The organism is Thalassotalea sp. HSM 43 (assembly GCF_004752005.1).
In the GTDB taxonomy this organism is placed as follows: Bacteria; Pseudomonadota; Gammaproteobacteria; order Enterobacterales; family Alteromonadaceae; genus Thalassotalea_A.
Genome location: NZ_CP038493.1, coordinates 1,160,676 through 1,185,992 on the forward strand (window position 1 = coordinate 1,160,676; position 25,317 = coordinate 1,185,992).

General features: G+C 42.6%; 28 protein-coding genes. 18 read left to right on the top strand and 10 right to left on the bottom strand.

All coding sequences use genetic code 11. The features are described from left to right. The first annotated feature begins 276 nt into the window (after positions 1 to 276). A complete protein-coding gene (locus E2K93_RS04815; protein WP_135438006.1) occupies positions 277 to 822 on the top strand; it encodes a YkvA family protein in 546 nt (181 codons plus the stop codon). A gap of 180 nt (positions 823 to 1,002) precedes the next feature. Here the strand turns inward: E2K93_RS04815 and E2K93_RS04820 are convergent, their stop codons facing one another. Next, a complete protein-coding gene (locus E2K93_RS04820; protein WP_189637852.1) occupies positions 1,003 to 2,781 on the bottom strand; it encodes a trypsin-like serine peptidase in 1,779 nt (592 codons plus the stop codon). Positions 2,782 to 2,915: 134 nt separating this feature from the next. Here E2K93_RS04820 and E2K93_RS04825 point away from each other — a divergent pair, with 134 nt between their 5' ends. Next, positions 2,916 to 3,476: an acyloxyacyl hydrolase gene (locus E2K93_RS04825; protein ID WP_135438008.1), complete on the top strand. Its 561-nt coding sequence runs from the start codon at positions 2,916 to 2,918 to the stop codon at positions 3,474 to 3,476. Between the two features lie 93 nt (positions 3,477 to 3,569). After that, a complete protein-coding gene (locus tag E2K93_RS04830; protein WP_135438009.1) occupies positions 3,570 to 5,504 on the top strand; it encodes a DNA topoisomerase III in 1,935 nt (644 codons plus the stop codon). Between the two features lie 20 nt (positions 5,505 to 5,524). Here E2K93_RS04830 and E2K93_RS04835 read toward each other — a convergent pair whose 3' ends face one another. After that, positions 5,525 to 5,698: a XapX domain-containing protein gene (locus tag E2K93_RS04835; protein WP_135438010.1), complete on the bottom strand. Its 174-nt coding sequence runs from the start codon at positions 5,696 to 5,698 to the stop codon at positions 5,525 to 5,527. Between the two features lie 138 nt (positions 5,699 to 5,836). Here E2K93_RS04835 and E2K93_RS04840 point away from each other — a divergent pair, with 138 nt between their 5' ends. The 8 genes from E2K93_RS04840 (at position 5,837) to E2K93_RS04875 (ending at position 11,850) form a co-directional block, all read left to right on the top strand. Beyond that, complete coding sequence (locus E2K93_RS04840; RefSeq protein WP_135438011.1) at positions 5,837 to 6,487, top strand: DsbA family oxidoreductase; 651 nt, start codon at positions 5,837 to 5,839, stop codon at positions 6,485 to 6,487. Next, on the top strand, positions 6,487 to 6,642 hold the full coding sequence (locus E2K93_RS04845; protein WP_135438012.1) for a DUF2496 domain-containing protein: 156 nt from the start codon (positions 6,487 to 6,489) through the stop codon (positions 6,640 to 6,642). Before E2K93_RS04840 ends, E2K93_RS04845 begins: the two co-directional genes overlap by 1 nt. Positions 6,643 to 6,782: 140 nt before the next feature. After that, positions 6,783 to 7,373: a lytic transglycosylase domain-containing protein gene (locus E2K93_RS04850; RefSeq protein ID WP_135438013.1), complete on the top strand. Its 591-nt coding sequence runs from the start codon at positions 6,783 to 6,785 to the stop codon at positions 7,371 to 7,373. Between the two features lie 312 nt (positions 7,374 to 7,685). Beyond that, on the top strand, positions 7,686 to 8,180 hold the full coding sequence (locus E2K93_RS04855; RefSeq protein WP_135438014.1) for a DUF2878 domain-containing protein: 495 nt from the start codon (positions 7,686 to 7,688) through the stop codon (positions 8,178 to 8,180). Then, positions 8,156 to 8,680 (top strand): hypothetical protein, encoded by a 525-nt coding sequence (locus E2K93_RS04860; RefSeq protein WP_135438015.1) that lies wholly within the window; start codon positions 8,156 to 8,158, stop codon positions 8,678 to 8,680. Before E2K93_RS04855 ends, E2K93_RS04860 begins: the two co-directional genes overlap by 25 nt. Positions 8,681 to 8,682: 2 nt before the next feature. Continuing rightward, positions 8,683 to 9,210, top strand: a complete 528-nt coding sequence (locus E2K93_RS04865) for a DUF3833 domain-containing protein (RefSeq protein WP_135438016.1) — start codon at positions 8,683 to 8,685, stop codon at positions 9,208 to 9,210. A 234-nt stretch (positions 9,211 to 9,444) separates the two neighbouring features. Then, positions 9,445 to 10,869 carry a sodium-dependent transporter gene (locus E2K93_RS04870; RefSeq protein WP_135438017.1) on the top strand — a complete coding sequence of 475 codons (1,425 nt, stop codon included), beginning with the start codon at positions 9,445 to 9,447 and terminating at the stop codon, positions 10,867 to 10,869. An 87-nt stretch (positions 10,870 to 10,956) separates the two neighbouring features. Further along, positions 10,957 to 11,850 (top strand): class I SAM-dependent methyltransferase, encoded by an 894-nt coding sequence (locus tag E2K93_RS04875; RefSeq protein ID WP_135438018.1) that lies wholly within the window; start codon positions 10,957 to 10,959, stop codon positions 11,848 to 11,850. A gap of 31 nt (positions 11,851 to 11,881) precedes the next feature. Here E2K93_RS04875 and E2K93_RS04880 read toward each other — a convergent pair whose 3' ends face one another. Continuing rightward, entirely contained in the window at positions 11,882 to 12,487 is a 606-nt protein-coding gene (locus E2K93_RS04880; protein ID WP_135438019.1) for a LysE family translocator, read from the bottom strand. Between the two features lie 72 nt (positions 12,488 to 12,559). Next, complete coding sequence (locus E2K93_RS04885; RefSeq protein ID WP_135438020.1) at positions 12,560 to 13,495, bottom strand: DNA ligase; 936 nt, start codon at positions 13,493 to 13,495, stop codon at positions 12,560 to 12,562. Between the two features lie 109 nt (positions 13,496 to 13,604). Here E2K93_RS04885 and E2K93_RS04890 point away from each other — a divergent pair, with 109 nt between their 5' ends. Then, positions 13,605 to 13,898 carry a hypothetical protein gene (locus E2K93_RS04890; protein WP_135438021.1) on the top strand — a complete coding sequence of 98 codons (294 nt, stop codon included), beginning with the start codon at positions 13,605 to 13,607 and terminating at the stop codon, positions 13,896 to 13,898. A gap of 140 nt (positions 13,899 to 14,038) precedes the next feature. After that, complete coding sequence (locus tag E2K93_RS04895; protein ID WP_135438022.1) at positions 14,039 to 14,293, top strand: PGPGW domain-containing protein; 255 nt, start codon at positions 14,039 to 14,041, stop codon at positions 14,291 to 14,293. 92 nt (positions 14,294 to 14,385) lie between these two features. Here E2K93_RS04895 and E2K93_RS04900 read toward each other — a convergent pair whose 3' ends face one another. After that, complete coding sequence (locus tag E2K93_RS04900; RefSeq protein ID WP_135438023.1) at positions 14,386 to 15,108, bottom strand: DUF3581 family protein; 723 nt, start codon at positions 15,106 to 15,108, stop codon at positions 14,386 to 14,388. Positions 15,109 to 15,204: 96 nt separating this feature from the next. After that, a complete protein-coding gene (locus E2K93_RS04905) occupies positions 15,205 to 15,456 on the bottom strand; it encodes a GIY-YIG nuclease family protein (protein ID WP_135440407.1) in 252 nt (83 codons plus the stop codon). A gap of 90 nt (positions 15,457 to 15,546) precedes the next feature. Here E2K93_RS04905 and arfB point away from each other — a divergent pair, with 90 nt between their 5' ends. Next, positions 15,547 to 15,966: an alternative ribosome rescue aminoacyl-tRNA hydrolase ArfB gene (arfB, locus tag E2K93_RS04910; protein WP_135438024.1), complete on the top strand. Its 420-nt coding sequence runs from the start codon at positions 15,547 to 15,549 to the stop codon at positions 15,964 to 15,966. Between the two features lie 20 nt (positions 15,967 to 15,986). Then, positions 15,987 to 16,814 (top strand): DUF2797 domain-containing protein, encoded by an 828-nt coding sequence (locus E2K93_RS04915; RefSeq protein ID WP_135438025.1) that lies wholly within the window; start codon positions 15,987 to 15,989, stop codon positions 16,812 to 16,814. Positions 16,815 to 16,830: 16 nt separating this feature from the next. Here the strand turns inward: E2K93_RS04915 and E2K93_RS04920 are convergent, their stop codons facing one another. The 3 genes from E2K93_RS04920 to E2K93_RS04930 all read right to left on the bottom strand — a co-directional run bounded on the left by E2K93_RS04920 (position 16,831) and on the right by E2K93_RS04930 (position 20,642). Next, positions 16,831 to 17,904 (bottom strand): ABC transporter ATP-binding protein, encoded by a 1,074-nt coding sequence (locus tag E2K93_RS04920; protein ID WP_135438026.1) that lies wholly within the window; start codon positions 17,902 to 17,904, stop codon positions 16,831 to 16,833. Between the two features lie 20 nt (positions 17,905 to 17,924). Continuing rightward, positions 17,925 to 19,520, bottom strand: a complete 1,596-nt coding sequence (locus E2K93_RS04925; protein ID WP_228445507.1) for an ABC transporter permease — start codon at positions 19,518 to 19,520, stop codon at positions 17,925 to 17,927. A 102-nt stretch (positions 19,521 to 19,622) separates the two neighbouring features. Beyond that, on the bottom strand, positions 19,623 to 20,642 hold the full coding sequence (locus E2K93_RS04930; protein ID WP_135440408.1) for a Fe(3+) ABC transporter substrate-binding protein: 1,020 nt from the start codon (positions 20,640 to 20,642) through the stop codon (positions 19,623 to 19,625). Between the two features lie 240 nt (positions 20,643 to 20,882). On the opposite strand from E2K93_RS04930, the gene E2K93_RS04935 reads away from it, so the two are divergent. The 3 genes from E2K93_RS04935 (at position 20,883) to E2K93_RS04945 (ending at position 24,777) form a co-directional block, all read left to right on the top strand. Continuing rightward, positions 20,883 to 22,724: a DUF885 domain-containing protein gene (locus tag E2K93_RS04935; RefSeq protein ID WP_135438028.1), complete on the top strand. Its 1,842-nt coding sequence runs from the start codon at positions 20,883 to 20,885 to the stop codon at positions 22,722 to 22,724. Between the two features lie 152 nt (positions 22,725 to 22,876). Further along, positions 22,877 to 23,275 (top strand): hypothetical protein, encoded by a 399-nt coding sequence (locus tag E2K93_RS04940; protein WP_228445509.1) that lies wholly within the window; start codon positions 22,877 to 22,879, stop codon positions 23,273 to 23,275. 161 nt (positions 23,276 to 23,436) lie between these two features. Further along, complete coding sequence (locus E2K93_RS04945) at positions 23,437 to 24,777, top strand: hypothetical protein (RefSeq protein WP_135438029.1); 1,341 nt, start codon at positions 23,437 to 23,439, stop codon at positions 24,775 to 24,777. A 78-nt stretch (positions 24,778 to 24,855) separates the two neighbouring features. Here the strand turns inward: E2K93_RS04945 and E2K93_RS04950 are convergent, their stop codons facing one another. Continuing rightward, on the bottom strand, positions 24,856 to 25,278 hold the full coding sequence (locus E2K93_RS04950) for a DUF3010 family protein (protein WP_135438030.1): 423 nt from the start codon (positions 25,276 to 25,278) through the stop codon (positions 24,856 to 24,858). Positions 25,279 to 25,317 lie beyond the last annotated feature (39 nt).

The following is a 25,317-nucleotide window of genomic DNA, read 5'->3' on the forward strand; positions in this document are numbered from 1 at the left end:
CTGACTAGCAAAAAGCCGCAGATAATCTCTGCGGCTTTTTTATTTGCGCGAATTGGCACTAACGTTTTAATGCCAATATCATCGCGACAACGGTTCATTGTCACTCAAGTCAGGCACTCAAAAGAAGCACAAATATCGGTCAGAATATGCCCATGACTGATTGATAAATAAGATTATCTTTGTCAGTAAATGGTGAAAACCAAAATCTCTGTTAAATTTAAATGATTAGCTTTGGAAATATCCTTCCGAGATAACAGCCATATAAGGAGAATGACAATGGCGTTTGAAGTGACCTTTCAGTTAACAGAATCTGATTTGAACCATTTTCGTGATGTAATGCGAAAAGCTCAAGACAGTGCCAAACATTTGAGTGAAAATGTAATACTGAGCAATGCAAAAAATTTAATCAACGATGTACACGACAACGTTCCTGAGTTTGTAAAAGAGCGCATCAGTAAATTACAAGTTTTAATCGCCATGATTGAAGATGACGAATGGCAGATTCCGGAAGTAGAGCGCAATGATGTATTAAGTGCGTTGGCTTATTTCAGCGAACCGGAAGATTTGGTGCCAGACGACATTCCGGCACTTGGCTTTCTTGATGATGCCATTATGATCGAGTTGGTTGCCGGAGATTTAAAAGATGATATTGAAGCGTTTGAAGAGTTTTGTAGCTATCGAGAACGTGAAAAAGACAGAGCCTCTGAGACCATCACCAAAGAAGACTGGCTAGATGCTAAGCGCCGAGAATTGCATTCAAGAATGCGTAATCGTCGTTCATCACGACGTAGCGGTGGTTCGTCCTTTAGATCAATTTTTTAAACGACTCTGCAATAGATAATACACAGCCTGTTTGCTTATTGGCAAACAGGCTGTTTTTATTTGATTTTCATTTATTGTTTCCCGCTCGCCCAAATATAAACACGCTCGCATTTGAACAAGCTCTTTTAAGTACTACCTCGCGCTTGAAATAACTCTAAACGAATTAGCCATTTCATTTTATCAATTAGAAGTTGGCGGACTAATGGTTATCGAATCGCTATCCGCATAACCGTAATCAGGATGCTCTACTGAGCTGATGCTTAACACGGCATTTTGCTCGGCCCTGATATTCGATTTCTCTAAGCTACAGCGGCCTTGAGCATTGGTTGTACAACTGCTCGAGCCTTTAGCACTGCCACTCCATTGGCCGCTAACCAAAGCGCCGGCGACAACCGGTGTTAATTGCACATCGACGATTGCGGTCCAACGATTTCGTCGCGCCGGTTCAGAACTCGCTGATAACCCGACTTCAACCATTTGCTCAGGTTCGGGCTCTGGATCGGGGTCAGGGTCAGGCACACCAGATGGTGCCAACCATTGACTTATCCTAGAAAAATAAGCAGCAAACGCGCCGTCTACGGTTGCATTGGCATCAACCGCACATTCATTTTCAAGATCATAGCCACAAGCACCAGATAACTGACCAACAATACGCCCTTGACTGTTTAATACCGGTGAGCCACTGCTGCCGCCTTGAGTTGCCCCAACTATGTCTTTGCTATATATCCAGTCACCTCTTGGCCAGCTACGACAAGTTCCTTTATCAGTATCGACATTGTGTTGCGAATACGCCTGCTTATAACCTTGTGGGTGGCTGATGCGATACAACATCTCGCCATCATTAAACGCCACAGGCGTCGCGTCCCATCCAAGTCTAACCGTACCCGTTGGTAAACTGCCGTTAAGCTCAAGCAAGGTATAATCACTGCTGCGATTGGTCGATAATATCGACGCCCCTAACACACTTGGTGGTGCGCTGCCATTACCGCAGCTTTGAAAGAAAAAGTAGGTTTCAAGGGAGTTTGCTTCACCACCTTTACTGACGCAATGATTGGCGGTAAGAAAATAATTTCGGCCACTGTCTGGGACATCGGCAATTAATCCCCCACTGCAAATATAGATATAACGACCCGAGACATATTGCATATGGCCAACCGCTTTTTTCGCAGCGCTAACGCCATCCCCTTGTTGATTGTCTGCAGCTACCACACAGCTGGCGACCGATTCGCATTGCGACCATAAATCGAGCAGTTTAAATTTACTGCCAATATAGCCCACGCCAGCAATGACAAAGCGGGTTGCTTGAATATCTTTTTCGCTGCTAAGGCTACCAAACTCAATTTGCAAATGTAGGGTATCGCCAAATACCGTATGTGACCAAAATTGACCGCTATTATTGCGACCACGACCGCTATAAGGGCCAAATGCCTGCCCAGAATTATTGAAAATATAAAGTTTGGCATCATCAGGAAGAGAAAAACCAGCAAAATGAATACGCATCGCGCTGGCATCAATGGCGTTTATGGTTGCTGTCCATGTATACGCGCCCCCTTTGCGATGCATCATACCGACAGCAAACTTTTGTGAGGCACTGTTAAACTGTGCGGTTTGAAACTGGGTAAAGCTGACCTCTTTGTTTATGTCTCGAACCAAACCTACCTGCTGCTTAAACTCGATGCCTTTGCGTTGCACCGAGCCTTTATTTTGATTGATTGATGCTTTTTCATTGTCCGACAACAATACAGACAAACCAGGGGTTGGTGATATCATTGCTCGGGAATGTAAACGTTGAAAGAGTTGCTGCTGTTTAAGTTGCTTTTGTTCGAGCTTAAAGCCGTTTTTTACCGCCTTGGTCGAGGTCATTTGCTCGTTTTTATGCTGGTCTTTCGCGTCAACACTAAAGGTACTGGCGAGAAAGCCAATCACAATAATGAAAACACCGGCAACAATATGGCGCATGCTATGCCTCTTTCTGTTCATATTTATTCTATTAAAGACTAGCGTTAAGTGGCGTTTTTGCCACTATTGCAATCGTAAAAAGCCCTCACAAAAACCTCATAATTATTGAAAATGTGTATACACTTTAGTTAGTTATGATATTTAAACGCATTTTATTGATCGTTCTATTTATTTTTCATTCTAGCTTAGCATTGGCGAGCGGCTTGATGCTGTCTGTTGGCACGTCACCGCCAAGATACGCCAGTCACGATGACAACGATGCTTATCAAATTACTTGGATAGAACCGCGCATCTTTGATATCAGCAATGACTTTTCATTAACTGTTGATTTAGAAGCCTCAGTTAATCAATGGCGCGACAACAGTAAACGTTACGGCAGCTTTGCTGACCAATGGTATGACGATATCTATGGCTTATCAGTAACCCCAGTAATAAAATTACCCTTGTACCAGTTTGACGATCGATGGTTACTGCAGTTTGGCTTTGGCATCGGTGTTAGCTATCAAAATGATGATAATTGGGGCTATGCCAAACTTGGCTCGCGATGGATGTTTGAAGATAAAGTCCAATTAAACCTGCTGTATCAACAAGACCATCAATTGACGTTATTTTGGCAGCATTATTCTAATGCCAATTTAGCAAGTGATAATCAAGGTGCGGATATTTATGGTCTGGCCTATGGTTTTTATTTTTAACCAATCCAGCAACCACTTTGCCTCATTTATTCACTTTACATCAACGACATTAAACTGTATTTTTATACAGTCCTAACTAATAAATATGGTTTTGTGAAACTTTATATTGCTGAAAAACCGAGTTTGGCTCGCGCGATTGTTGCCGCTTTGCCTAAACCTCATAAAAAGCTCGATGGTTACTACCAGGTCGGTAATGGCGATTTGGTCAGTTGGTGTATCGGCCATATCCTTGAACAAGCGCAACCAGAAAAATACGATCCTGCGTTTAAAAAATGGCAATTTGAACATTTGCCTATCGTGCCAGAGCAATGGCAATTAACACCAAAATATAAAACGCGTTCGCAACTAGCGGTATTAAGAAAGTTGGTAAAACAATGCCCGCAAATTATCCATGCCGGCGATCCAGACCGAGAAGGTCAGCTACTGGTTGATGAAGTGCTCGACTATCTAAACATCGGTGAACGAAAGAAATCCGACTGCCAACGACTATTAATCAGCGATTTAAACCTTAGCGCAGTAAAACGGGCACTGTCTCAATTAAAGCGAAATACCGAGTTTATGCCATTATCGATCTCTGCTCTGGCTCGTTCCCGTGCAGACTGGCTTTATGGCATTAACTTAACGAGAGCCTATACTTTGGCCGGTCAAAAAAGCGGATACAACTCAGTATTATCGGTCGGTAGAGTACAAACACCGGTATTAGGCTTAGTGGTGATGCGCGACCAAGCAATCGATGAGTTTGTCTCTAAGCCTTATTTTCAAGTCGATGCCATCGTCGCAGATGACCAAGGCACCACTTTTAAGGCACGCTGGCAACCAAGTGAGGCATGTCAGCCTTACATGGACGAACAAGGTCATGTACTGGTGCGTAAGCTTGCTGAAAACGTAGTGCAGCGCATAGCCAATCAACCGGCACAAATTACCGATATTAGCGACAAGCAGCACAAGCAAGCCGCGCCATTGCTTTATAATTTATCAAGCTTGCAAATTGATGCAGCGAAGATATTTTCCCTTAAAGCACAAACCGTACTCGATACCTGTCAGAGTCTGTACGAGCGACATAAATTGATTACTTACCCTCGTTCAGATTGCCGCTATTTACCAAAAGAGCATCACGCGGATGCCGCTAAAATATTAGCCAACTTAGCTAGCGATAATGGCCGATACAAGTCGTTTGCTGAGCAAGCGGATAGCAAACAAAAAAGTAGAGCCTTCAATGACAGTAAAGTGAGTGCCCATCACGCCATAGTGCCAACGTTAAAATCAGCAAAAAATATCACACTATCCGACGTTGAAGAAAAGGTTTATAGCTTGATCTGTCGGCAATACATTGCCCAGTTCCTTGCCAATTATGTGTTTAACAAGTCGCAATTGACGCTAGACATTGCTGGAGGTCGATTTGTTGCCAAAGCAAAACATGAGCAACAACTGGGCTGGAAGCAAATGTATCAAAGCAAACGAACAACGAGTGCCGATGACAGCGAACCATTGCAAAACGTTGACTTTAACCAGTATCAAAAAGGTCAGCGACTGCACTGCAAAAATGGTGATTTATTAGAAAAGCATACTCAACCACCGTCCAGTTTTACTGATGCCACCTTACTCGAAGCGATGACCAATATTGCCCGTTTTGTTGCCGATAAAGACATTAAACAAATATTAAAAGAGAATGATGGCTTAGGTACCGAGGCGACCCGAGCAGGAATTATTGAATTGTTATTTAAACGTGGCTATCTAGAACGCAACGGCAAACAAATAAAAGCAACCTTGGTAGGAAAAGCACTAATCAATGCCCTGCCAGAACCCGCAACAAAACCAGACTTAACCGCCAAATGGGAGTCTAGCTTAAATGCCATCTGTGAAAAGCAAATGGGTTACCAACAATTTATGCAACCATTATTGCTGACCATTAACGACTTTATTCAAGCCGGTCAAAAGCAGGATTTTTCAGGTTTACCAAAAAAGGCCTTTAAACCTAAACGCCGCTTCCGCAAGAAGTCAGGCAGCGGCCAAAAGAAAAGTGCTTAGCAACTGTTGCGATAAATACGTTAATTACTGAAAAATCGTTCAACGATCCAAATATAAGATAAACCACCTAGATAAACACCTACAATGCCCATAACACCCGGTAATACTGGAGGCGCAGGAATAGGTAGCTTAAGGAATGAAAATAAGATCCCAACAGAAAAGCCGGCGATGGTGGCTAAAATAACTTCTTGCATAATAACTCCTTATTAAACCAATAAATGTCGTTTGCTTTTTAGTTTAGACCTAAAAACCACTATCGGCAGTGATAGCCCTTGTTTTGTCAGCAGCAAACCGCCATATTTATTAATATTGTCCTTTGTGAATCTCATATTATGTTGAAAACATTGTCGTTTGATATTGTCTCCGATGTTGTTTGCCCTTGGTGTATTGTCGGCTTTAAACGTCTCGAGCAGGCGTTAAAACAATTCGAGCAAGTCGAATACCAAATTAACTGGTACCCATTTGAACTGAATCCCGATATGCCTAGCGATGGACAAAACCTGCGTGAGCATTTGATCGGGAAATACCAAATCAGTGTTGAAGAGTCACAAAACGCCCGTGAAAACTTGCGTCAAGTCGGCGCTGAACTCGATATAGAATTTAATTTTAGCGACGATATGCGCATTGTTAATACCTTAGCCGCGCATCAATTATTGCATCACGCCAAAGCTCATGGCTTACAGCATGCATTAAAAATGGCACTGTTTGACGCCTATTTCAGTCAGCGTCTCGACATATCGGATCATCAGGTACTGATGACCATATGCCAGCAAGTTAGCCTGCCATTGACCGAGTGTGAGGCCGTATTGCATGAAGATCGTTACCTTGATGATATTCGCAGCCTGCAACAACAGTTTCACCAACAAAACATTCAAGCGGTTCCCGCATTTATTATTAACGGTCAGTATTTGATCAGTGGCGCGCATCCGGTTGAATCATGGCAACAAATATTGACTAAAATCATCAATGAGGAGGTGCAATAATGTCATTAGAAACAGCCCCTGATGAAATCAAGCTAGCTATCGATCTGATCCAACTGCTCGAAGAAAATAAAATCGAGTCTGATGTGGCAATTAAAGCGTTGCGCATCGTCATTGCTGACTTCGAAAAAAAGCGGGATAACGAACTGCCGCAATAAGCTCTTGTGCAAGTGCTTTTGCAAGTGCTTTTACAAGCATACAGATGAGCCTTTATTTACTCACCCTAAGGGTGTAACCTGTAATAAAGTTTCTAACAATAATAAGACTGACCTTGCCGATACTAACCAAGCGTATATTCATGCTAAGTAGCTATTTATTCTGTATTGCCTCACTGCAGGCAGCTGATAATCATCCGCGCGTATATAAGTATCAAAGCAATGGCATACCTAGCTTTTCCGACACTCAGCCTAGCCATGGTGACTTTCAAGTCATTGATAATGGTTGTTACGCCTGTAAGCCTGGCTCTCGCGTCGATTGGCATACCACACCGCTTAATCAAAAAGCCTATGCCCAACAAGTGGCGAAGAATGCACAGCAACATAAAGTACAGGAAGCGTTGATCCGCGCCATCATGCATGCCGAATCTCACTTTCAAGCCGATGCGGTATCCAAAGCTGGGGCAATTGGTTTAATGCAGTTAATGCCTAAAACGGCTGCATCAATGGGTGTTAAAAACAGCTTTAATGCCGAACAAAACATAGCCGGTGGAACAAAGCTGCTTGCCCATCTATTTAATAAATTTAATGGCCAAATCCATTTAGTAGCTGCCGCTTATAACGCCGGAGAGACAGCAGTAGCGAAATATAAAGGTATTCCACCCTACCCTGAGACCATGGTCTATGTTCAACGGGTGCAAATTCTTTACCAGCGTTACTTACAAGCCAGTTAATGAATTTAATGGCCTGCTTAACTTGCGAGCACCTATCTCAACAACATACCGCAGCGACATCACGCAGCAGCATAACGCAAAAAACGCCGATAATAATCCTCGACAGTATATCACTAACACATCTCTAAAATAGCACGGCAATCCGTGCTGCTAAGCAAACCTTTCAGAGTCTATGCGCGGTAAATAATTAGACCTTAACGCGCTGCTAGTCACATTGTTAAAAAAAACGAATTAAATCAGCCGATAGTCATCCAAAAAGGCGGTTATTGCGTATAACCCTACATATTCAAAGTTATCGTATGGCACCTGACTATGGCTCTGATACTCAACTCACTGGTTTTCAATGCAATATGGCTGACTGCCGTATTGGCGAAACAACCTTTACTGGGGTTCGCTATGGTTGTTGCTTGGGCTTACTACCCGCAACCAAGCCGGCCCCAACCAATCTTCGTTGGCCTAGCCTTTGCGCTGGGTCTATTGGTCGACACCCTACTGGTACAAACCGGCTTTATCACATTCGATAATCAAGTATTGCCTGCCTATGTGTTGATAACTTTGTGGGCGGCATTTTCATATTACTGCGCCATTTTCTTTTACTACAAGACATACACTCTTTGGCAGCTGGCTTTGTTGGGCGTAATTAGTGGTCCATCAAGCTACTGGGCCGCCGCCAAACTAGGTGCGGTTAGCATCTCTTGGAATATGCTGCCATTGACTGTGTTATTTCTGCTTTTTTGGGCGGCAGTGTTACCACTGTATCAAGCCCTGCTAAGGAGGTTGCAATGCAACTCAGAAATATTGGCATAGCGCTTGTCGCTGTCACCCTACTGGTTCTAACATTCACCATTTCAGCGCTGGAACAACATAGCTGGCGTCAAGTTGGCAAGGCCAAACTCGAAGTACTGTTTTGGGATGTGTATCAAGCTCGGCTATACACACCTGATGGCAACTTCAAAGGCATAAAAGGTCCGTTAAAATTACATTTAACCTATTATATTGATATAGATGGTGCAGACCTTGCTGAAGAAACAGGTAACCAGTGGCAAGAAATGCAATTTGAACACGCCGATAACAACACCTGGTTGAGACAACTAAAACAAGTCTTTCCAGACTTGCAAGAAAATGACTCACTGACCATGGTGCTTGACGATAACGATGTGGGTTATTTATTGCATAATGAAAATTTGATTTATCGCTTCGAACCAAGCGTGCAACTAAACCAATTTCTCGCTATTTGGCTATCCGATAAAAGTACACGACCTAAATTAATGGCCAAATTGACCGGCCAAAACGCGCAAAAGGATTAAGGATGAATACCATACGCCTACTGATAATGTCATCACTACTGTGGCTCACTAGCTGCTCTACCGATGTCAGCGAGTATCAAGATACCACCCCGGTATTTACACTCGAAACATTTTTTGACGGAAAAATCAGAGGCTATGGCTTGGTTACCGGCTTTAACGATGAAATAACCCGTCGTTTTGTGGTTGATATCGACGCGTCTTGGCAAGGCGATAGCGGCGTTCTCGATGAATACTTTGTCTACAACGACGGTGAAAAACAATTCCGCCAGTGGCGTTTGAAGAAACTTGATGCCAATAACTATCAAGGCGAGGCCGATGATATTCTCGGTACCGCCACCGGTCAACAACATGGTGCGGTATTAATCTGGCAATACGATATGATTTTAACGGTAGATGGCGAAGACTATGAAGTTAGCTTTGACGATACCATGGTACTGATTGATGAAAACCACATGATAAATACCGCTAAAATCTTCAAATTTGGCCTCAATGTCGCCAACGTTACATTATTCTTTGAAAAGCTTGAATAGCGACCTCAGCATAGCCAGCTCTTTGTACTAGTTATTTGTGCTAGTTATTTGTGCTAGTTATTTGTGCTAGCTAAGGGTATGTTTACAGCTTGAGCAAACGATAATATCTTTTGCTTTAATTTGATACAGACTTTTACATCAATACTTGATAGCATCAATCAGATAACAATCGGCCTGTTATTGGTATAACAATGGCCTATATAATAAATATACATTGATACGTCAGGAATTATTATGGGCGCTCCTCGCGAAGAGTTTAGTTCGAAACTCGGATTTATTTTAGCAGCAGCAGGTTCTGCTGTTGGTATTGGTAATATCGTTGGCTTTCCAGTAAACGCCGCAAAAAATGGTGGTGGTGCATTTTTACTTATGTACGCTATCTTCGTTTTAGCGATTTGTTTACCGGTGATGATGGCGGAAATGGCTGTCGGACGCAAAGCGGCAAAAAACCCAGTTGGTGCATACAAAGCGCTAGCAGGTGAAAACTCTAAATGGGGTATTGCCGGTCTGCTTGGTATTATTACGCCGTTTATGATTGCGGTCTTTTACACCGTACTTACCATTTGGATTTTTATCTATTTAGTCATGACCGTCACCGGTCAACTCGACTACCTCGCCAGTGGCCAAGGCTTTGGCGAAATCATTAATAACCCATATTATTTATTTTCATCTATGGTGGTTGTTGGTGCGTTAATTGCCGGAATTCTTAACTTTGGTGTTAAAGACGGTATTGAACGCGCCGCCAAAATCATGATGCCATCACTATTTATCATGTTGATACTATTGGTTATTTTTGTATTAACTTTAGATAATGCGGTAAGCGGCCTGAAGTTTTACTTGATTCCAGACATTGACAAAATTACCCCTGCAGTGATCAGTGGCGCCATGTCACAAGCATTCTTCTCACTGTCATTGGGTATGGGTATCTTGGTTACTTACGGCTCATATATATCGAAGAAAACCGATATTGAAGGTTCGGCAAAATTGGTTGCAATAACCGATACCAGTGTTGCCTTCATCGCCGGTCTAATGGTGCTACCAGCGATATTCAGTTTTAATCCAAACATTAATCCTGACGAACTTAGTGACAGCTCGGTATCGATGATTTTTGTATTTCTACCGAAGATCTTCCTTGCCTTACAAACCAGTATTGGCTTTTTCTTCGCCAGCGTTATCGCCTCTATTTTCTTCTTGCTGGTATTTTTTGCCGCATTAACCTCATTGGTTTCGATCATTGAAGTACCCGTGTCGTACTTTATTGATGAGAAGAAACATAGCCGTAAAAAAGCCTTAAGAACGGTATTCATCAGTGGCTCTGTGTTAGCGATTTTGGCGACATTGAGCTTTGGCTTGGTACCTTTCCTAACCAAGTTTGTCGCCTACGGTGGCGCAGACAAGTCGTTGTTCGATGTCATTTATGACATGTTCTACGATACGATTTTGCCACTAAACGGCTTGCTCATCTGTTTGTTTGTTACCTACCGCTGGAAGAAACATAATTTGAATGCCGAGCTAAGTGAAGGTAACGATAGCTTTGGCAAAAGCTTTTTAGCCAAATATGTCGACTTCTCATTAGGTACATTTATACCGGTTATTTTGGCGCTTATCCTGATCAATACCGTAGCGAAAATATATTTCGGCTATAACGTATTTGGCTAATCGCTCAACGAATATAAAAAACCCGGCTTCGGCCGGGTTTTTCCGTTAAAATAGTCGCTATATTATTTCCTCTATTAGTTGTTAGCTATGCTCGAACATATCGATTTCGACACTATTGACGGCATTGAATGCCAACGTTTGTTTCATGGCCGTGGTCATGCTTATCCTGGCCTTGAGCATGTCAGTGTTGATTATTTCCCACCGCTGGCGTTAATCACCTTATACCAAGAAGAATCAGCACAATGGCTTGACGAGAATGCCCACGGACTGATGACAAGTATCCAAGGGTGTCGCTCTGTCAAAGTACAATACCGCTGTCGTCCAAGGGCACCGTTTGAGCAGCTGCTAGGAGATGAAATTGAACAACTTAATGCCATAGAACATGGTCTAAAATATCATCTCAATTTCAGCCAAAACCAAAATTTTGGCTTATTTTTGGATATGCGTAATGGCCGACAATGGGTAATGGAAAATAGCCAAGACCGCAATGTGCTTAATCTGTTTGCCTATACTTGCGCCTTTTCAGTCGCCAGTATCGCCGGTGGCGGCAAACAAGCGGTCAATATAGACATCGCTAAAGCAGCTCTCGCCAAAGGCCGTGATAATCACCGCTTGAATGATCACCAACTAAGCAAAGTAAAATTTGAAGGGGTTGATATCTTTAAGTCTTGGGCACGATTAAAAAAGCATGGCCCATATGATTTGTTGATTGCCGATCCGCCGTCATTTCAAAAAGGCAGCATTGACGTAAAACGAGATTATCCAAAAATCATCAAACGCTTACCTGAGTTAATGAATCCAGGCGCTGAGCTAATGCTTTGCCTAAATTCACCAGACTTAGGCGAAGATTTTATCTTCGAGATGATCGCTGAGCATTGCCCACAATGTCAATTTATTGGTCGTGTTGAGCCACCTCAAGTATTCAAAGAAGCTCAAGCGGGTAAAGGCTTAAAAGTATTGTTATTCCGCTATCCATCATAGGTTAGCTTAATATCAGACACACAAGCCGACTCTAAATAGCGACCCGTAATGCTAAGGCAATTAACACCACGCCCGTGATTCGATCCAGTAACTGGCTTTTCGCTCTTAGCTTATTTAATACCGGCCCACGAGATAAACCCCAGGCGACAATACAGTACCAAACGGTGTCAATGATACCGACGGTCAGCACCATAATCGTTAACTGTGTGGTGGTTGCGTTGACGTCAACAAAAGGACTAAAAATCGCGATAAAGAAAATCGCCAGTTTGGGGTTTAAAAAAGCAATTAAGAAACCATCGCGCCAACCGTGGACGCTTGCTTGTTGCTCTGGCGTGTCGAGGTTTACTTGTGCACCTTTACTGGTTAATGCTTGGTAAGCCATATACAACAAAAAGCCTGCCCCCAAGTATTGAATCACTGAAAATAACGTTGGCGAGTTAACAATGACTAAGCCAATGCCAGTAACAGCGATGGCTGCATATAAGCCGACACCGATGCCATGCGCAATGGCGGTTGCTAAGCCAGCACGTTGACCACCTAACATGGTATTTCTCACCACTAACGCCAATGATGGGCCAGGGGATAATGCCCCTAACATACAAACTAATACCAGTGATAACCAAAGCTCTAGTGCCATTTTTTTACCTCAAAATGCAATTCAAGCTGTACTGTATCACACAGCCAGCAATAGCAAAGCGAAAAATAACTATCATGGCTGTGGGGCAAGATTGATCAGTGCTCTGGGCCGCCAATAGGAAGCAAATCGAGGCAAACCAGTAACGGTCTTGCCCCAATAACGATAGGTAATTGTACTGCCAATTGCTGGCGGATTCACCCGCTCTTGACGATTAAATCCAGTGCCAATTTTAAACTCTTGGCCCTGTCTGTTGCGCACCGTTATCGATCCCATCATATTGGCAAACTTGCCCTTGCCGGCATGATGAGCCACAACAACCGCCTCATCATCGGCAAAGCGTTTAACTTTTAACACATTGGCATTGCGACCCGGTTGATACAATGCCTGTTTTTTATGTAGCATTAAGCCTTCACCACCCTTGGCGATTACCAGCTCCAATAGAGTTTGCAACGCCGCTGCAGAGTCGATGTTTTGTTGTTCAATGACCGCTAAATAGCGACTGTTACTGGCATCAACGATGTGATTCATATCAACCACACGATCAACAAATGGCTTAATGCTGTCTGGCATGTCGAACACCATAAAGCGCACGCTTTGCCAACCATCATGTGGCTGCTCTTTGGACACTACGCTTAATGTTTTTGAAAACTGATTTCTGTCTATCCACAGTTCGCCATCAAGTGCCTGCTCAGGCCAGCCTTGTAAAAACCACTCTGGAACCTTAAATACCACGCCATTACGACTGAGCAATTGTCGGCCATCAAAACGCGCCCTAACCCCATCAAGCTTTTCGCTGACTAAGTATTCACTCAGTTGCACATCACCTTGATACGCTTTGCCATGTTGCATCGCAGGTTGCATGTCAGCTGGCTTTGCGGATGCGATATTGGCCACAATCAGCGCACCATAAAAGATCACATTGATCACCAAAGCGCGGCCTATCAAGGTTAGTGATATTTTGAGTTTAGTTTTGATTTTATTGAAGTTTAATGAGGTTATGTGAAACATAGAAAGTCCTTTTTCTATTAGCCCAACCTCAGTTTAGTCAACAACTGGCAATAAACCAATGTTGGTCTAATCTTGGTATTGTATCACTCACTAAGACAAGGAATGTCACATGAAACATACTCTACGATTGGCGTTTATTCGCGCCCTACTACTGCCCCTCTCAATGTTATTATTTTCAGCAAACAGCTATGCGTTTAGTAAACAACAATGCCAATACTTTGACAATAAACTCGATAAAGTGCGCAGTAAATTGCGCTATGGCTACGGCCCTAAAGAAGGCGAACGACTGAAATACCAAGAAAAACAAATTAAGCGTGTTTGGTGGCTATGTATCAACAACAAACTTGATAACAAACAGTTAAAACAATGGAAGAAAAAAGTGAACAGTATGACTAAATCTTAGTTAAATTCACTAAAGCCATGCTCTAAAAAGCCCAGGCAAAACGATAAACAACTGTTTTTAAAGGTATTAATTTTATGGCACGGCCATTGCTTCGTATTAAGCAATAATGATTATGATTAAATATTCAAGTGGAGAGAATCATGGAAACGCTTAAATTGCATGCCAAAACAGTGCTAGGTGCAATATGTTTGTTTATCGGTATTCTATTTATCGTCCTGCCTGGTCCGGCAATTTTATTTATCCCATTAGGGCTTGTGCTATTAAGCGCCCAGTTCCCAGTGGCGAAAGTGTATTTAAGAAAATATCAACGTTATAGCAGAAAAGCCGCCAATAAAACGGATGATATGATCAAAGCGGGCAGATACCACTGGCGTAATCGTAAAATGCGAGCATAGAAAAGCCCGCGATAATACTAGGCGGGCTTTATCTAAATGATTTGCTTCAGACGTATTCAATAAAGCGGAGTTAAATTCGCTTTGTTGTGTGTCTAAACTTGAGCGACTTTATAGTCGGCTTTCATTTGCTGATAATCTTCACAGATTTGGTCGATAACAGCTTGGTCATATTCACGTAAACCGCTTAATACCATGTATTTAACACCGTCGCCAACGACTTCATCACCACTAAGCAAGTCAAACTTCAACTTAGCCTGACCACGCTTACCATCAACATTAAGAACCGTTTGCTCGGCGTCAAATCGCAATGAAATCTCTTTCATATCAACGCGTTTTAGGTTTATTTCCATGCTCTCATACATGATCATTGGCCGTGTTGGGTTGATCATCACATTGTTACGCTTCATCAGGTCGTTTAATATCTCAGGGAAGGTGTGACCTGAAAAGCCAACATAAGAGCGGATTAATGACTCAATCAAGGTTTCACACGAGCTATAATCACCGTTAGCGCTCACGCTGAGGTATTCCTTACCATTGTCGTCTACCACTTTAGCGGCATCAACGTGTTGTTGTGGGAATGTCAGTTCGATACCATCGGTAACCATGCCACAAAAATCAAAATGCATGTGCTGGCTTAAGCCTGACTTATGCAAAATAATTGCAAACAATAAGTCGCCTGGTACGCAAAAACGCTTGGCATCTAGGTTGTGAATTGGATTGAAATCATCAGCTACTTGTTTGGCAAAATCGCTCGCTTGTTGACGAGTAAAACTAACTTTCTGATTTTGTTCACTATAAAATTGCTCTATAAACATTTTTGACTTAACTTACCTTGTCTTGAGATTTACGCGGGCGCTAGTTTACCAATCTTCGCCGCACAATTCATGAACTTATCAACATATAAGACCAGTTTAGCCGATCAACGCTAATTTTTGTTTACGCGTTAATTTTTTTATCGCCGCCTCTCTTTTACTGGCGCTAGAACGACATTGACAGGTTTCATGATAAACCACGCTAACTGGCAAACGCACTCGAGTGTATTTAGCGCCAAGCTTACCACCTTGGTTATGCTCTTTTACTCGGCGCTCGAGATCGGTAGTGATGCCAGCATATAAGCTATCATCAGCACATTTGAGTATATAGACGTACCAAGGTTGATTCATAAGTTGATGTTTTTCTGGGATTGCACACTCAGGCAGGTTAATATCATTAGTGTTTATATGCAATCACTCGCATAACAGCAATGGTAATTTATGGCAGATATCCGAATAACCCCTCGACTGATTATTAAAGAAGAAGAAATCGAATTACAGGCGATAAGAGCGCAAGGCGCCGGTGGTCAAAACGTCAATAAAGTATCGTCTGCGATCCATTTGCGTTTTGATGTCAAAAACGCTAGCATCAGCGACTATTACAAAGAAAAAATCCTTGCCTTAAAAGACAGTCGCATTAACAAAGATGGGGTGATAATCATTAAGGCCCAAAGCCACCGCACTCAGGAAAAAAATCGCCAAGATGCGATAGAACGCTTGCGGGAAATGATCACCCCTGTCACCATAGTAACGAAAGTGCGTAAAGCGACTAAGCCGAGCAAATCCTCACAGCGCAAGCGCATGGATAAAAAAACCCAACGCGGTCAGATAAAATCTAATCGTGGCAAAATACGAATTTAAGCTAAATAAACACAACGATTATGACAAATAGCCTAACCGGTCACTTACGTAAGATGACCAGCAAACTCGAAGACGGTCTAGCCCATTATCAACTGCCCGTTGGTGAACAATCGATTGATATGAATGAGCTGATTGGCAAACATTTATCACTGACATTTACCGGCAATATCAATTGTCAGGAATGTGGCAAAAAAACCAAGAAAAGTTACTCGCAAGGTTTTTGTTATCCCTGCATGATCAAACTAGCCAAGTGTGACATGTGCATCATGAAACCTGAAACCTGTCACTTCGCCCAAGGTACTTGTCGTGAACCAGAATGGGCAGAACAACATTGCATGGTGCCGCATTACGTATACTTGGCCAATACCACCGCCATCAAAGTCGGTATTACCCGACATACGCAAATACCAACACGTTGGATAGATCAAGGGGCTAATCAGGCGTTGCCAATTTTCAAAGTGAACACTCGCTTACAGTCTGGCCTCGTTGAAATAGCCCTTGCCGAATTTATCAGCGACAAAACCAATTGGCGTAATATGCTTAAAGGCAAAGCCGATCCTATCGATTTGCAAGAGCGAGCCAAACTATTGATTCCGCAAATCGAAGAAAAGCTTGCCGGTATCAAGTTGGAGTTTGGTGAAGATGCAGTAACTTTATTAGATGAAGAGATGGTCGAAATTGATTTTCCTGTGCTGGAATACCCAACCAAGATTTCATCATTTAACTTTGATAAGAACCCAGAAGTGAGTGGCACTTTAATGGGTATTAAAGGTCAGTATTTATATTTCGATAGCGGCGTAATTAACATTCGAAAATTCACCTCGTACGAGGTAACCGCCAGCTTTTAAAGCGACGCGAGTCAGCTTAACTGGCTTTAAACATCACCACAGGTTGTGGCGTCAATCTCACCTGAACCTTGCTACCTACCGATACCGGTAGGTGGCCTGGAATCCAAACATCAAGCAAGTTTTGCGCTAACAATGCCTGAGCTCGAAAGCCATCGTCATGAAATTGCAGTTGCAATATTTCAGCGCAATCAGGCTGCTCATCATCTGCCATAGTGATATCAAATTGATGCGGACGAATAAACACTTCAACCGCCTGCTTGTCATTCAATGACACGCCTAAACGATCAAATTGCTGTTGATCAATAGCAACATCACCAAGAATACAGCGCACCGTACCATTGCCAAGATAGGTACCAGACAAAGCCGTGCCTTGACCGAGAAAGTCTGCGACGAATCGATTTTGCGGATTTCGATACAAGTGTTGCGGTTGGCCTTTTTGCATAATACGACCTTCATTTAACAAGGCCATGGTATCGGCTAAGGCAAACGCTTCGTCTTTCGCATGGGTTACGAATATGGCGGCAATGCCGCTGCGTTTTAATATCTCACGAATGTCTTTGATAAGCGGCATTCGTAGCTGAGAATCAATATTTGAGAACGGCTCATCGAGCAATAACACTTTCGGCTTACGCGCCAAGGCTCTGGCAATCGCGACCCTCTGTTGCTGACCACCGGACAATTGATGTGGGTAACGTTGTTCAAGTCCTTCAAGGTCAACCAAAGTCAGCAGTTCTTTGATTATGCGCTGCTGCTCTTTTTTATCTAACTCGCTGATACCAAAACAAATATTGTCTTTGACTGACAAATGCGGAAACAATGCATAGTCTTGGAAAATCATCCCTAAACCACGTTTGTCGGCACTGATATTAATATCATTTTCGTGATCGAGTAAGGTTTGCTCATTTAAGGTTATTGACCCCTGCTCGGTTTCAATCAATCCAGCAACCGCTTTAAGCAGGGTGGTTTTGCCGCAACCACTCGGGCCAAGTAAACACAAGATTTCGCCTTGCTTTAATTCGATCGATAAGTCTTCTAAAACCGAGGTTTTATGATAATGGCAACTTAACTGATTAACGGTCAATAAACTCATAATAGGTAAAGCGTTACTCTTTAATGTTGATAGCGTTCCATGCTGCGATTGAGCAATATAATTGGCAATAATCCGGCAATAACGATTGAAATGGCCGCCATCGAGGCTAATTCCAGTTGCTCATCAGAGACATACTGAAAGACATACGTTGCCAAGGTATCGTAATTAAACGGTCTTAACAATAAGGCTGCCGGTAATTCTTTCATTGACTCAATAAATACCAACAACGCCGCGGTAAACGCACCACGTTTTAATAATGGAAAGTGTACTTTCACCATGGTGATATAACGATTTCGCCCCAAGGTAAATGAGGCCTGATCAAGACTCGGCGGCATGCGTTCATAACTTGATTCTACCGAGCCAATAGCAACGGCGATAAAACGAATCACGTAAGCAAAAATTATCGCAAAAATGGTACCGGTAAAAATGAGCCCTATCGGCTTTTGTCCAAGCGACACCAAATAGTCGTTAAGTGAGTGATCCATTAAGGTCAGCGGTATCAATACCGCTATGGCTAATACGGTACCCGGCATGGCATAGCCACTGCTGGCAAAACGCATTGGCATTACACCTGCTAAACGTTGATTAAATCGTTTGCCAATCACCACCACCAACGCCAATACCACGCAAATAAAGGCAACAATCAAAGATAAGCTCAAGCTATTAAAGCCAAACTGAAAGAAATCGCTATTCAGCGCCTGCTCTTTGTAGGTAAATGCCATTTTGGCGAGGTATATAACCGGTAATAAAAATGCCAATACCAGTACCAGCATACAAACGGAAAAAGCTAACCAGTTTCGATAACCTGTTAAGCGTTTATTTTGCGCTTGTTTTGAGGTTTGATAGCTGCGTTGTTTATTGCGGCTAAAGCGCTCTAGGGAAATAAACAAAAACACCATCAGCAGCATCAATACCGATATTTTACTTGCGGCGGTTAAACTGCCGTAACTTAGCCAGGTATCGTATACCGCAGTGGTCAAGGTATTAACCGCAAAATAGCTGACCGCCGCAAAGTCAGCCAAGGTTTCCATCGCCACCAGTGATGCAGCAATGGCTATTGCCGGTCTGGCAAGAGGTAAAGACACTTGCCAAAATACCGTTATTGGCGATTTACCTAGCATGGTCGCGGCTTGAGTTAATGATTGCGACTGCTCCTTAAACGCTGTTTTAACGATTAAATACACATAAGGAAATAGCACAAACGACAACACCACAGCGGCGCCAAATAACGATCGTATTTCAAAAAACCAATAATCTTGCTTTGTTTGCCATGCAAATACGTCACGTAAAAAACGTTGTACCGGACCGGCATACTCTAACCAATCAGTATATATATACGCCATCACATACGAAGGCATTGCCAATGGCAACAACAGACCCCAATTGAAAAACTGGGAACCAGTAAAAGAATAATTGGCGAGTAAAAACGCCAATGGTACACCAATCAACAAACAAAAAACGATGACCAGCAAGATCAAAGAAACCGTATTGATGACATAATCAAGCAATACGGTATCAAACAGATGAGAGAAGACTTCGGTATCAGGTAGTAATGACTGAGCTATCAATGCCAGCAACGGCAAAACCAGAATTGCCGCTGTTGTATAACTAGCCACCGACCACGGTGAGTACCATTTAGGAGTGAGCAAAATAAACTCTGTTCATCGTAAAAATTAAAGGCGCAATTATACCTCTAATCTTTGCGCCTTGTCGTACTTTTAAAGATCAAACTTCAATTGATCCAATAATTTAATTGCCGTTTTGCGATGTTTAGAGATCTCTGACAATGCGATAGTGTCTTCTTTAAACTCGCCCCAACTGGCAACAATCTCAGATGGTTTTACCTGCGGATTTACTGGGTATTCCATATTCACTGACGCATAAGATTGTTGAGCAACTTCAGATGACAGGAATTCCATCAATTTAACTGCAGCGTCTTTATTCGGAGCGTATTTGGTCATGGCGATACCACTGACATTTACGTGAGCACCACGATCGTCTTGATTAGGGAACAAGATATTGACCGCATCGGCCCACACTTTTTGTTCTGGAATAGACTGCATAACACCAAAGTAATAGCTATTACCCAGAGCTAAATCACATTCACCTTCTTTCACAGCACGAACTTGCGCACGGTCATTACCTTGTGGCTTGCGTGCTAAGTTAGCTTTTAAACCTTCTAACCAAGTTTTCGTTTGTGCTTCACCATGATGTGCAATCATTGAGGCAATAAGGGCAATATTATATGGGTGCTTAGAGCTACGCATACAGATTTTGCCTTTGTACTCAGGTGCGGCTAGAGCTTCATAGCTGATACCGGTAAGTTCACCCATACGCTCTTTCGAGGCATAGACATTACGTACGCGTTTGGTTAATGCATACCAATGTTGATCAACATCACGAAACTGGCTTGGAATATTTTTATTTAATACATCGCTGTTAACCGGTTGGCTTAAGCCTGCTGATGTCATTTCCATAAGACGAGAAAAGTCAGAGCTAAGCAATACATCAGCTGGACTGTATTGGCCTTCTTTTTTCAATTTCTCAACCAAACCTTTTTTGGCAAACACAACATTGGTTTTGATGCCCGTTTGTTCGGTAAACTTGCTTAAAATAGGTTCAATTAGAAACGATTGACGATAGGAGTAAATATTAACTTCTTCAGCGTTGGCGCTGGCAAAGATAGAACCAGCCATCAGGGTTAGCACCGCGGCCGATGTCGATTTGATCCACTTCATTTTTGTTAACATGCTCTGACCTTGTATTAATTTTTTTGTTTAAGTCTATTTATTGCTCTGATAATAGAAGAGCAAAAGCTAAATAGCAATAATTCTCATTTGCATTATACTGATCCAGATCAAGAATAAAACGTTTTTCAAAAAATAATCACTATTTAGCCGCACTCACTGAAAAAAATTTTCAGATGGTTTACCCTGTTAGGCGAAATTTTAACAATCCGTAAATTACAGGTAGTGACTATGAAACCTTTGGTAAAATCAACCATCGCCGCCTCGCTTGTTGCAGTACTTGCAGCATGTGGTCAACAAGAAACGCCTAAGCCGGCAACAACAGATGCCGCAGCGAAACAACAAAGCCAAACCGACGCCGTCAGCCAGGTATCAGCCGCTGAACAAGTAAATCAATTATTTGAAGATTACTTTAACGACAGTTTAGCGTTAAGCCCTTTGTACGCGGTGTATGTCGGTGAATACCAATATAATGACCAATTTAACCCGCCGATTTCTGAGCAAAGCTTGGCCGAGAGCAAAGCGCTAGAACAGAAATACTTGGACAAACTGCGTGCTATCGATAAAAGCAAGCTGCAAGGTCAAGACCTACTTAGCTTTGAAATCTTTGAGCGTGACCGCGAACTGAATATTAAAGGTTATCAGTTTAATGGTTATATGATGCCACTAAACCAAATGTACGGTATCCACAATACATTCGCCGCCCTTGGTTCAGGTGAAAGTGCACAACCATTTAATAGCGTAAAAGACTATCAAGACTTTATAAAACGTGCCGAAGGTTTTGTGGTTTACATGGACAGCGCCATAGCAGCGATGCGCAAGGGTATGGAAAACAATATGGTGTTACCAAAAGCCATTGTTGCCAAAGTCCTACCACAAATGCAGGCTCATATGGTTGAAGCCGCCAGTGATAGCGTATTTTGGGGCCCGATTAATAAATTACAAGATAAAGACTTCAGTGACGAACAGAAGCAACAATTAAGCAGTGCCTATCAGGCGATGATTGAAAACGATCTGGTACCAGTATTTACTCGATTTGCAGAATTTTTAGAAAATGAATATGCCCCAGTGGCTCGAGATAGCGTTGGCTTATCGGCCTTGCCAAACGGTAAAGCTTGGTATCAACATCAAATTGAAGTAAACACCACTTTACCTTTGACTGCCGAAGATATTCATCAATATGGACAACAAGAAGTTGCCCGTATCTTAGGTGAAATGACCAAAGTGAAAGAGACGGTTGGCTTTGAAGGTGATTTGCCGGCATTTTTCGACTTCCTGCAAAATGATCCGCAGTTTTACTGGGAAACAGAACAAGAAGTCGTTGACGCTTATGTCAATGTTAAAGAAAAAATCGATGCTCGCTTACCGCAGCTATTCGATGTTTTCCCTAAAGCTGATTACGTTGTTAAGCCAGTAGAAGCATTCCGTGCCGCATCAAGCGCCGGTGCCAGCTATCAGGCGCCAGCACCGGATGGTTCGCGCCCAGGTGTGTTTTATATCAACACCTATAACTTAAAAGCGCAGCCGAAGTTCTTGTTAGAAACCCTGAGCATTCATGAAGCGTCACCGGGACATCACTTCCAAATCACCATTCAACAAGAAGTTGAAGGCCTACCTAAATTCAGAAAATTTGGTGGTTACACGGTATTTGCTGAAGGTTGGGCTCTTTATGCTGAAAGTTTAGGTAAAGAGATGGGTATGTTCAGTGACCCATACCAATGGTATGGCCGTTTAGTGGATGAACAATTACGAGCTATGCGTTTGGTTGTCGATACCGGCTTGCACGCCTTTGGTTGGAGCCGCGAACAGGCGATCCAATTTATGGCCGACAATTCATCTATGGCTTTATCTGATATAACCGCTGAAGTAGAACGTTATATCTCGATACCAGGTCAAGCTTTGGCTTATAAAACCGGTCAAAGAGCAATTCGTGATATGCGTAATAAAGCGCAAGCGGAGCTTGGTGATAAATTTGATGTACGCAAATTTCATACCCAAGTGTTGATTGATGGCGCCTTGCCAATGCCTGTTTTGGCCAACAAAATTGATGCCTGGGTAGCCACGCAAAAGTAGTCTGCAAATCCGACTCTGCAATGCGCTAAAACAAAAACGGTTACCTCTGGTAGCCGTTTTTTTATCGCCAATGCCACAACAGCCGCATTCATCTATAAGCAAATATCTACTATCTTTGATATATCTAAACTAACAAATGAAAAGTGAAGATTATGACGCGATTAATCGTTATGGCGCTGTGTTGCGCCCTACTTTATGGCTGTGGTACATCGGATAGTGAATTACGTCAGGCTGGCTATGACCAATCATACGTACAAGGATTCCATGATGGCCGACACAGTGGCTTGCAAGAAGCTGGTAATAATTATGAAAGCTATATTCGCGATGAAGACAAGTTCAATAGCGATGATTCATACAAGCAAGGCTGGCTAGCAGGAGAAGCCGAAGGCAAAAAACTGCAAGCACAAGCAACCTCTATTGGTGAGGGCGTTGCCGGCGCATATTCAAGCGAAAAAATAAAACAAGCAAGCAAGGACAGCACCGATCCAGAGAAGGCTGCCAAAGAAGCAATCGACAAGGCTGATAAAGAAGAATTGAAAAAGCTCAAGTAATGTAAATCATGTTGTTAACAAAAAATTTCGATTTTATTGTTCCTTCCTATATGGCTGCAAGGTAAGATAGTTTGTAACGTACAAAAATGCGCTAAATAACTGGGCTATGGACTATTTCTTCGCCCAGAAATGACAATAATAATCGATATTACGGATAACACATGTCGAAAAAATTTTCTTTTTCTGTATTAGCTTCGTCTATTTTGTTGATGTCTTGTGGCGGCGGTGGCGGCTCCAAAGATATCGAAAACAAACCTTTACCTGTGCCGGTAACCTTTAATTTGCAAGCCAAAGTCATTAATGATTGTGGCAGTGAAAGTCCATTTACCAATGTAGAGTTGATCCTGCAAGATGAAAATTGGCAGGTGATTAGCCGACACGAACCCGACGCACAAGGTGCCTTTGCTGTCGACGTGATTAACCAACGTATCAATTACACCTTGGTAGCCAACTATCAACAAGGTGAAGATGATGAAGGCATTGAAGCGGTAAGCTTTCATCAAGTCGACGCCGATGTTGCTGCCACCTATTACGCAACCCATGCCGGCCAAACCAATAACGAAAATTGTCAGTGCAATAGCCAAGATTTAACGTTGAATCACCCGCGTATTGATGCCCTAACGCAAGCCAACAGCAGCGCCGAATTTTCAGATATTGAGGTTATCAGTGGTACCAGTACCATGTTCAAAGGTGTTGAAGTTTGTCGTGACAGTTCACAACCTTGGGCGACTCACTCATTTACCGTGCAAGGCACTGACAACAACGGAAACTTGGTGGCGTTAGGCGGATTTGGCACAGGCTTAGAAGACGTCAATGCCTTTGAGTCAGCCGCCATGATTCAAATATCATCCAGTAATCCAGAGCTATACACAGATCAGGTGTTTAATGGTGTGCGTCACTTTGCCATCACCGTCGAAGAAGATGCCGGTGAAGTACTGATTTTTGACAACCATGAATACAGTGCGGAGTCGGTTTACTCAGGTAACGCACAGATTGTATTTGATGATACATCGTCTATTTTCGGTAACGTCAGTGTTTATTCAGAACATAGTATTTATTCCGATAACTACAACGATGCATTGGACTTAAAGCCAAGCAAAAATGAGCCAGATATCGATCTTGATCGCTTAACTGAAATTCAAGACGATGGTTTATACGATTACGGTTCAGTGAATAACCATGAAATGGCGGTATTTACCTTTGTGTATCGCGCAAAAGATCCGCAAACAGAGCTAGATATGCCAGCTAGATGGAAAATCTATGCACCAATTGCTGGTAGCCTACCGATTATTGATGGCCTACCAGGTTATCAAGATATCATCGGCACAGATACCAGCATTAAAGGTACTTTCGTCGACTTGATTCGCAGTTATGACAGCGGTGATTATGACGACTATGTCGACTACTACGCCACTGGCAAAGATGCCTTAGAAGAGCAGCATGTTAATGATAGCTTTGCCTCTGAGCGACACTTTTATCATATCGGCATCGAGCTAAAATAAGCTCACGGCAATGTTCAGATATAAAAAAGGTCCCTTAATATAGGGACCTTTTTAATGTTTAAGTGAGCAACAGCGTTACTAAGGATTAAACGATGTGAAGGCTGTTTCGAACGCGGCTTGCTGATATTGCTTTAGGCCCGTATCTCTAAAATCAATACTCACCTGTGATTTCTTTAATTTTTCATTAATAACGTTAGCACGCACCAGATCAACTTGCAGATCATCAATCAACTGGATCGCCGCTTCAATTTTAAAGCCCTGTGAACCACCGGCAAACTTACCTTTGGTCGCGCGCTCTTTGATAACCACTGCATCAATCTTGTAATCTTCTACCAACTTGGCAAAGGTAAACTGAAACTTGCGAATATTTTCGGCATCGGTTCCTTTTTGTAAACTGATTTTTGGTACACGCATATAAGGGATATCGTATAAATTATTCTCAAGTGCCACCAAACAGATAATGGCATCATCGCCTTTTATTTCTACGCCACAAACTCGCATTTTAACTCCTAAACATTTGTATTGGCGTTATTATAATGC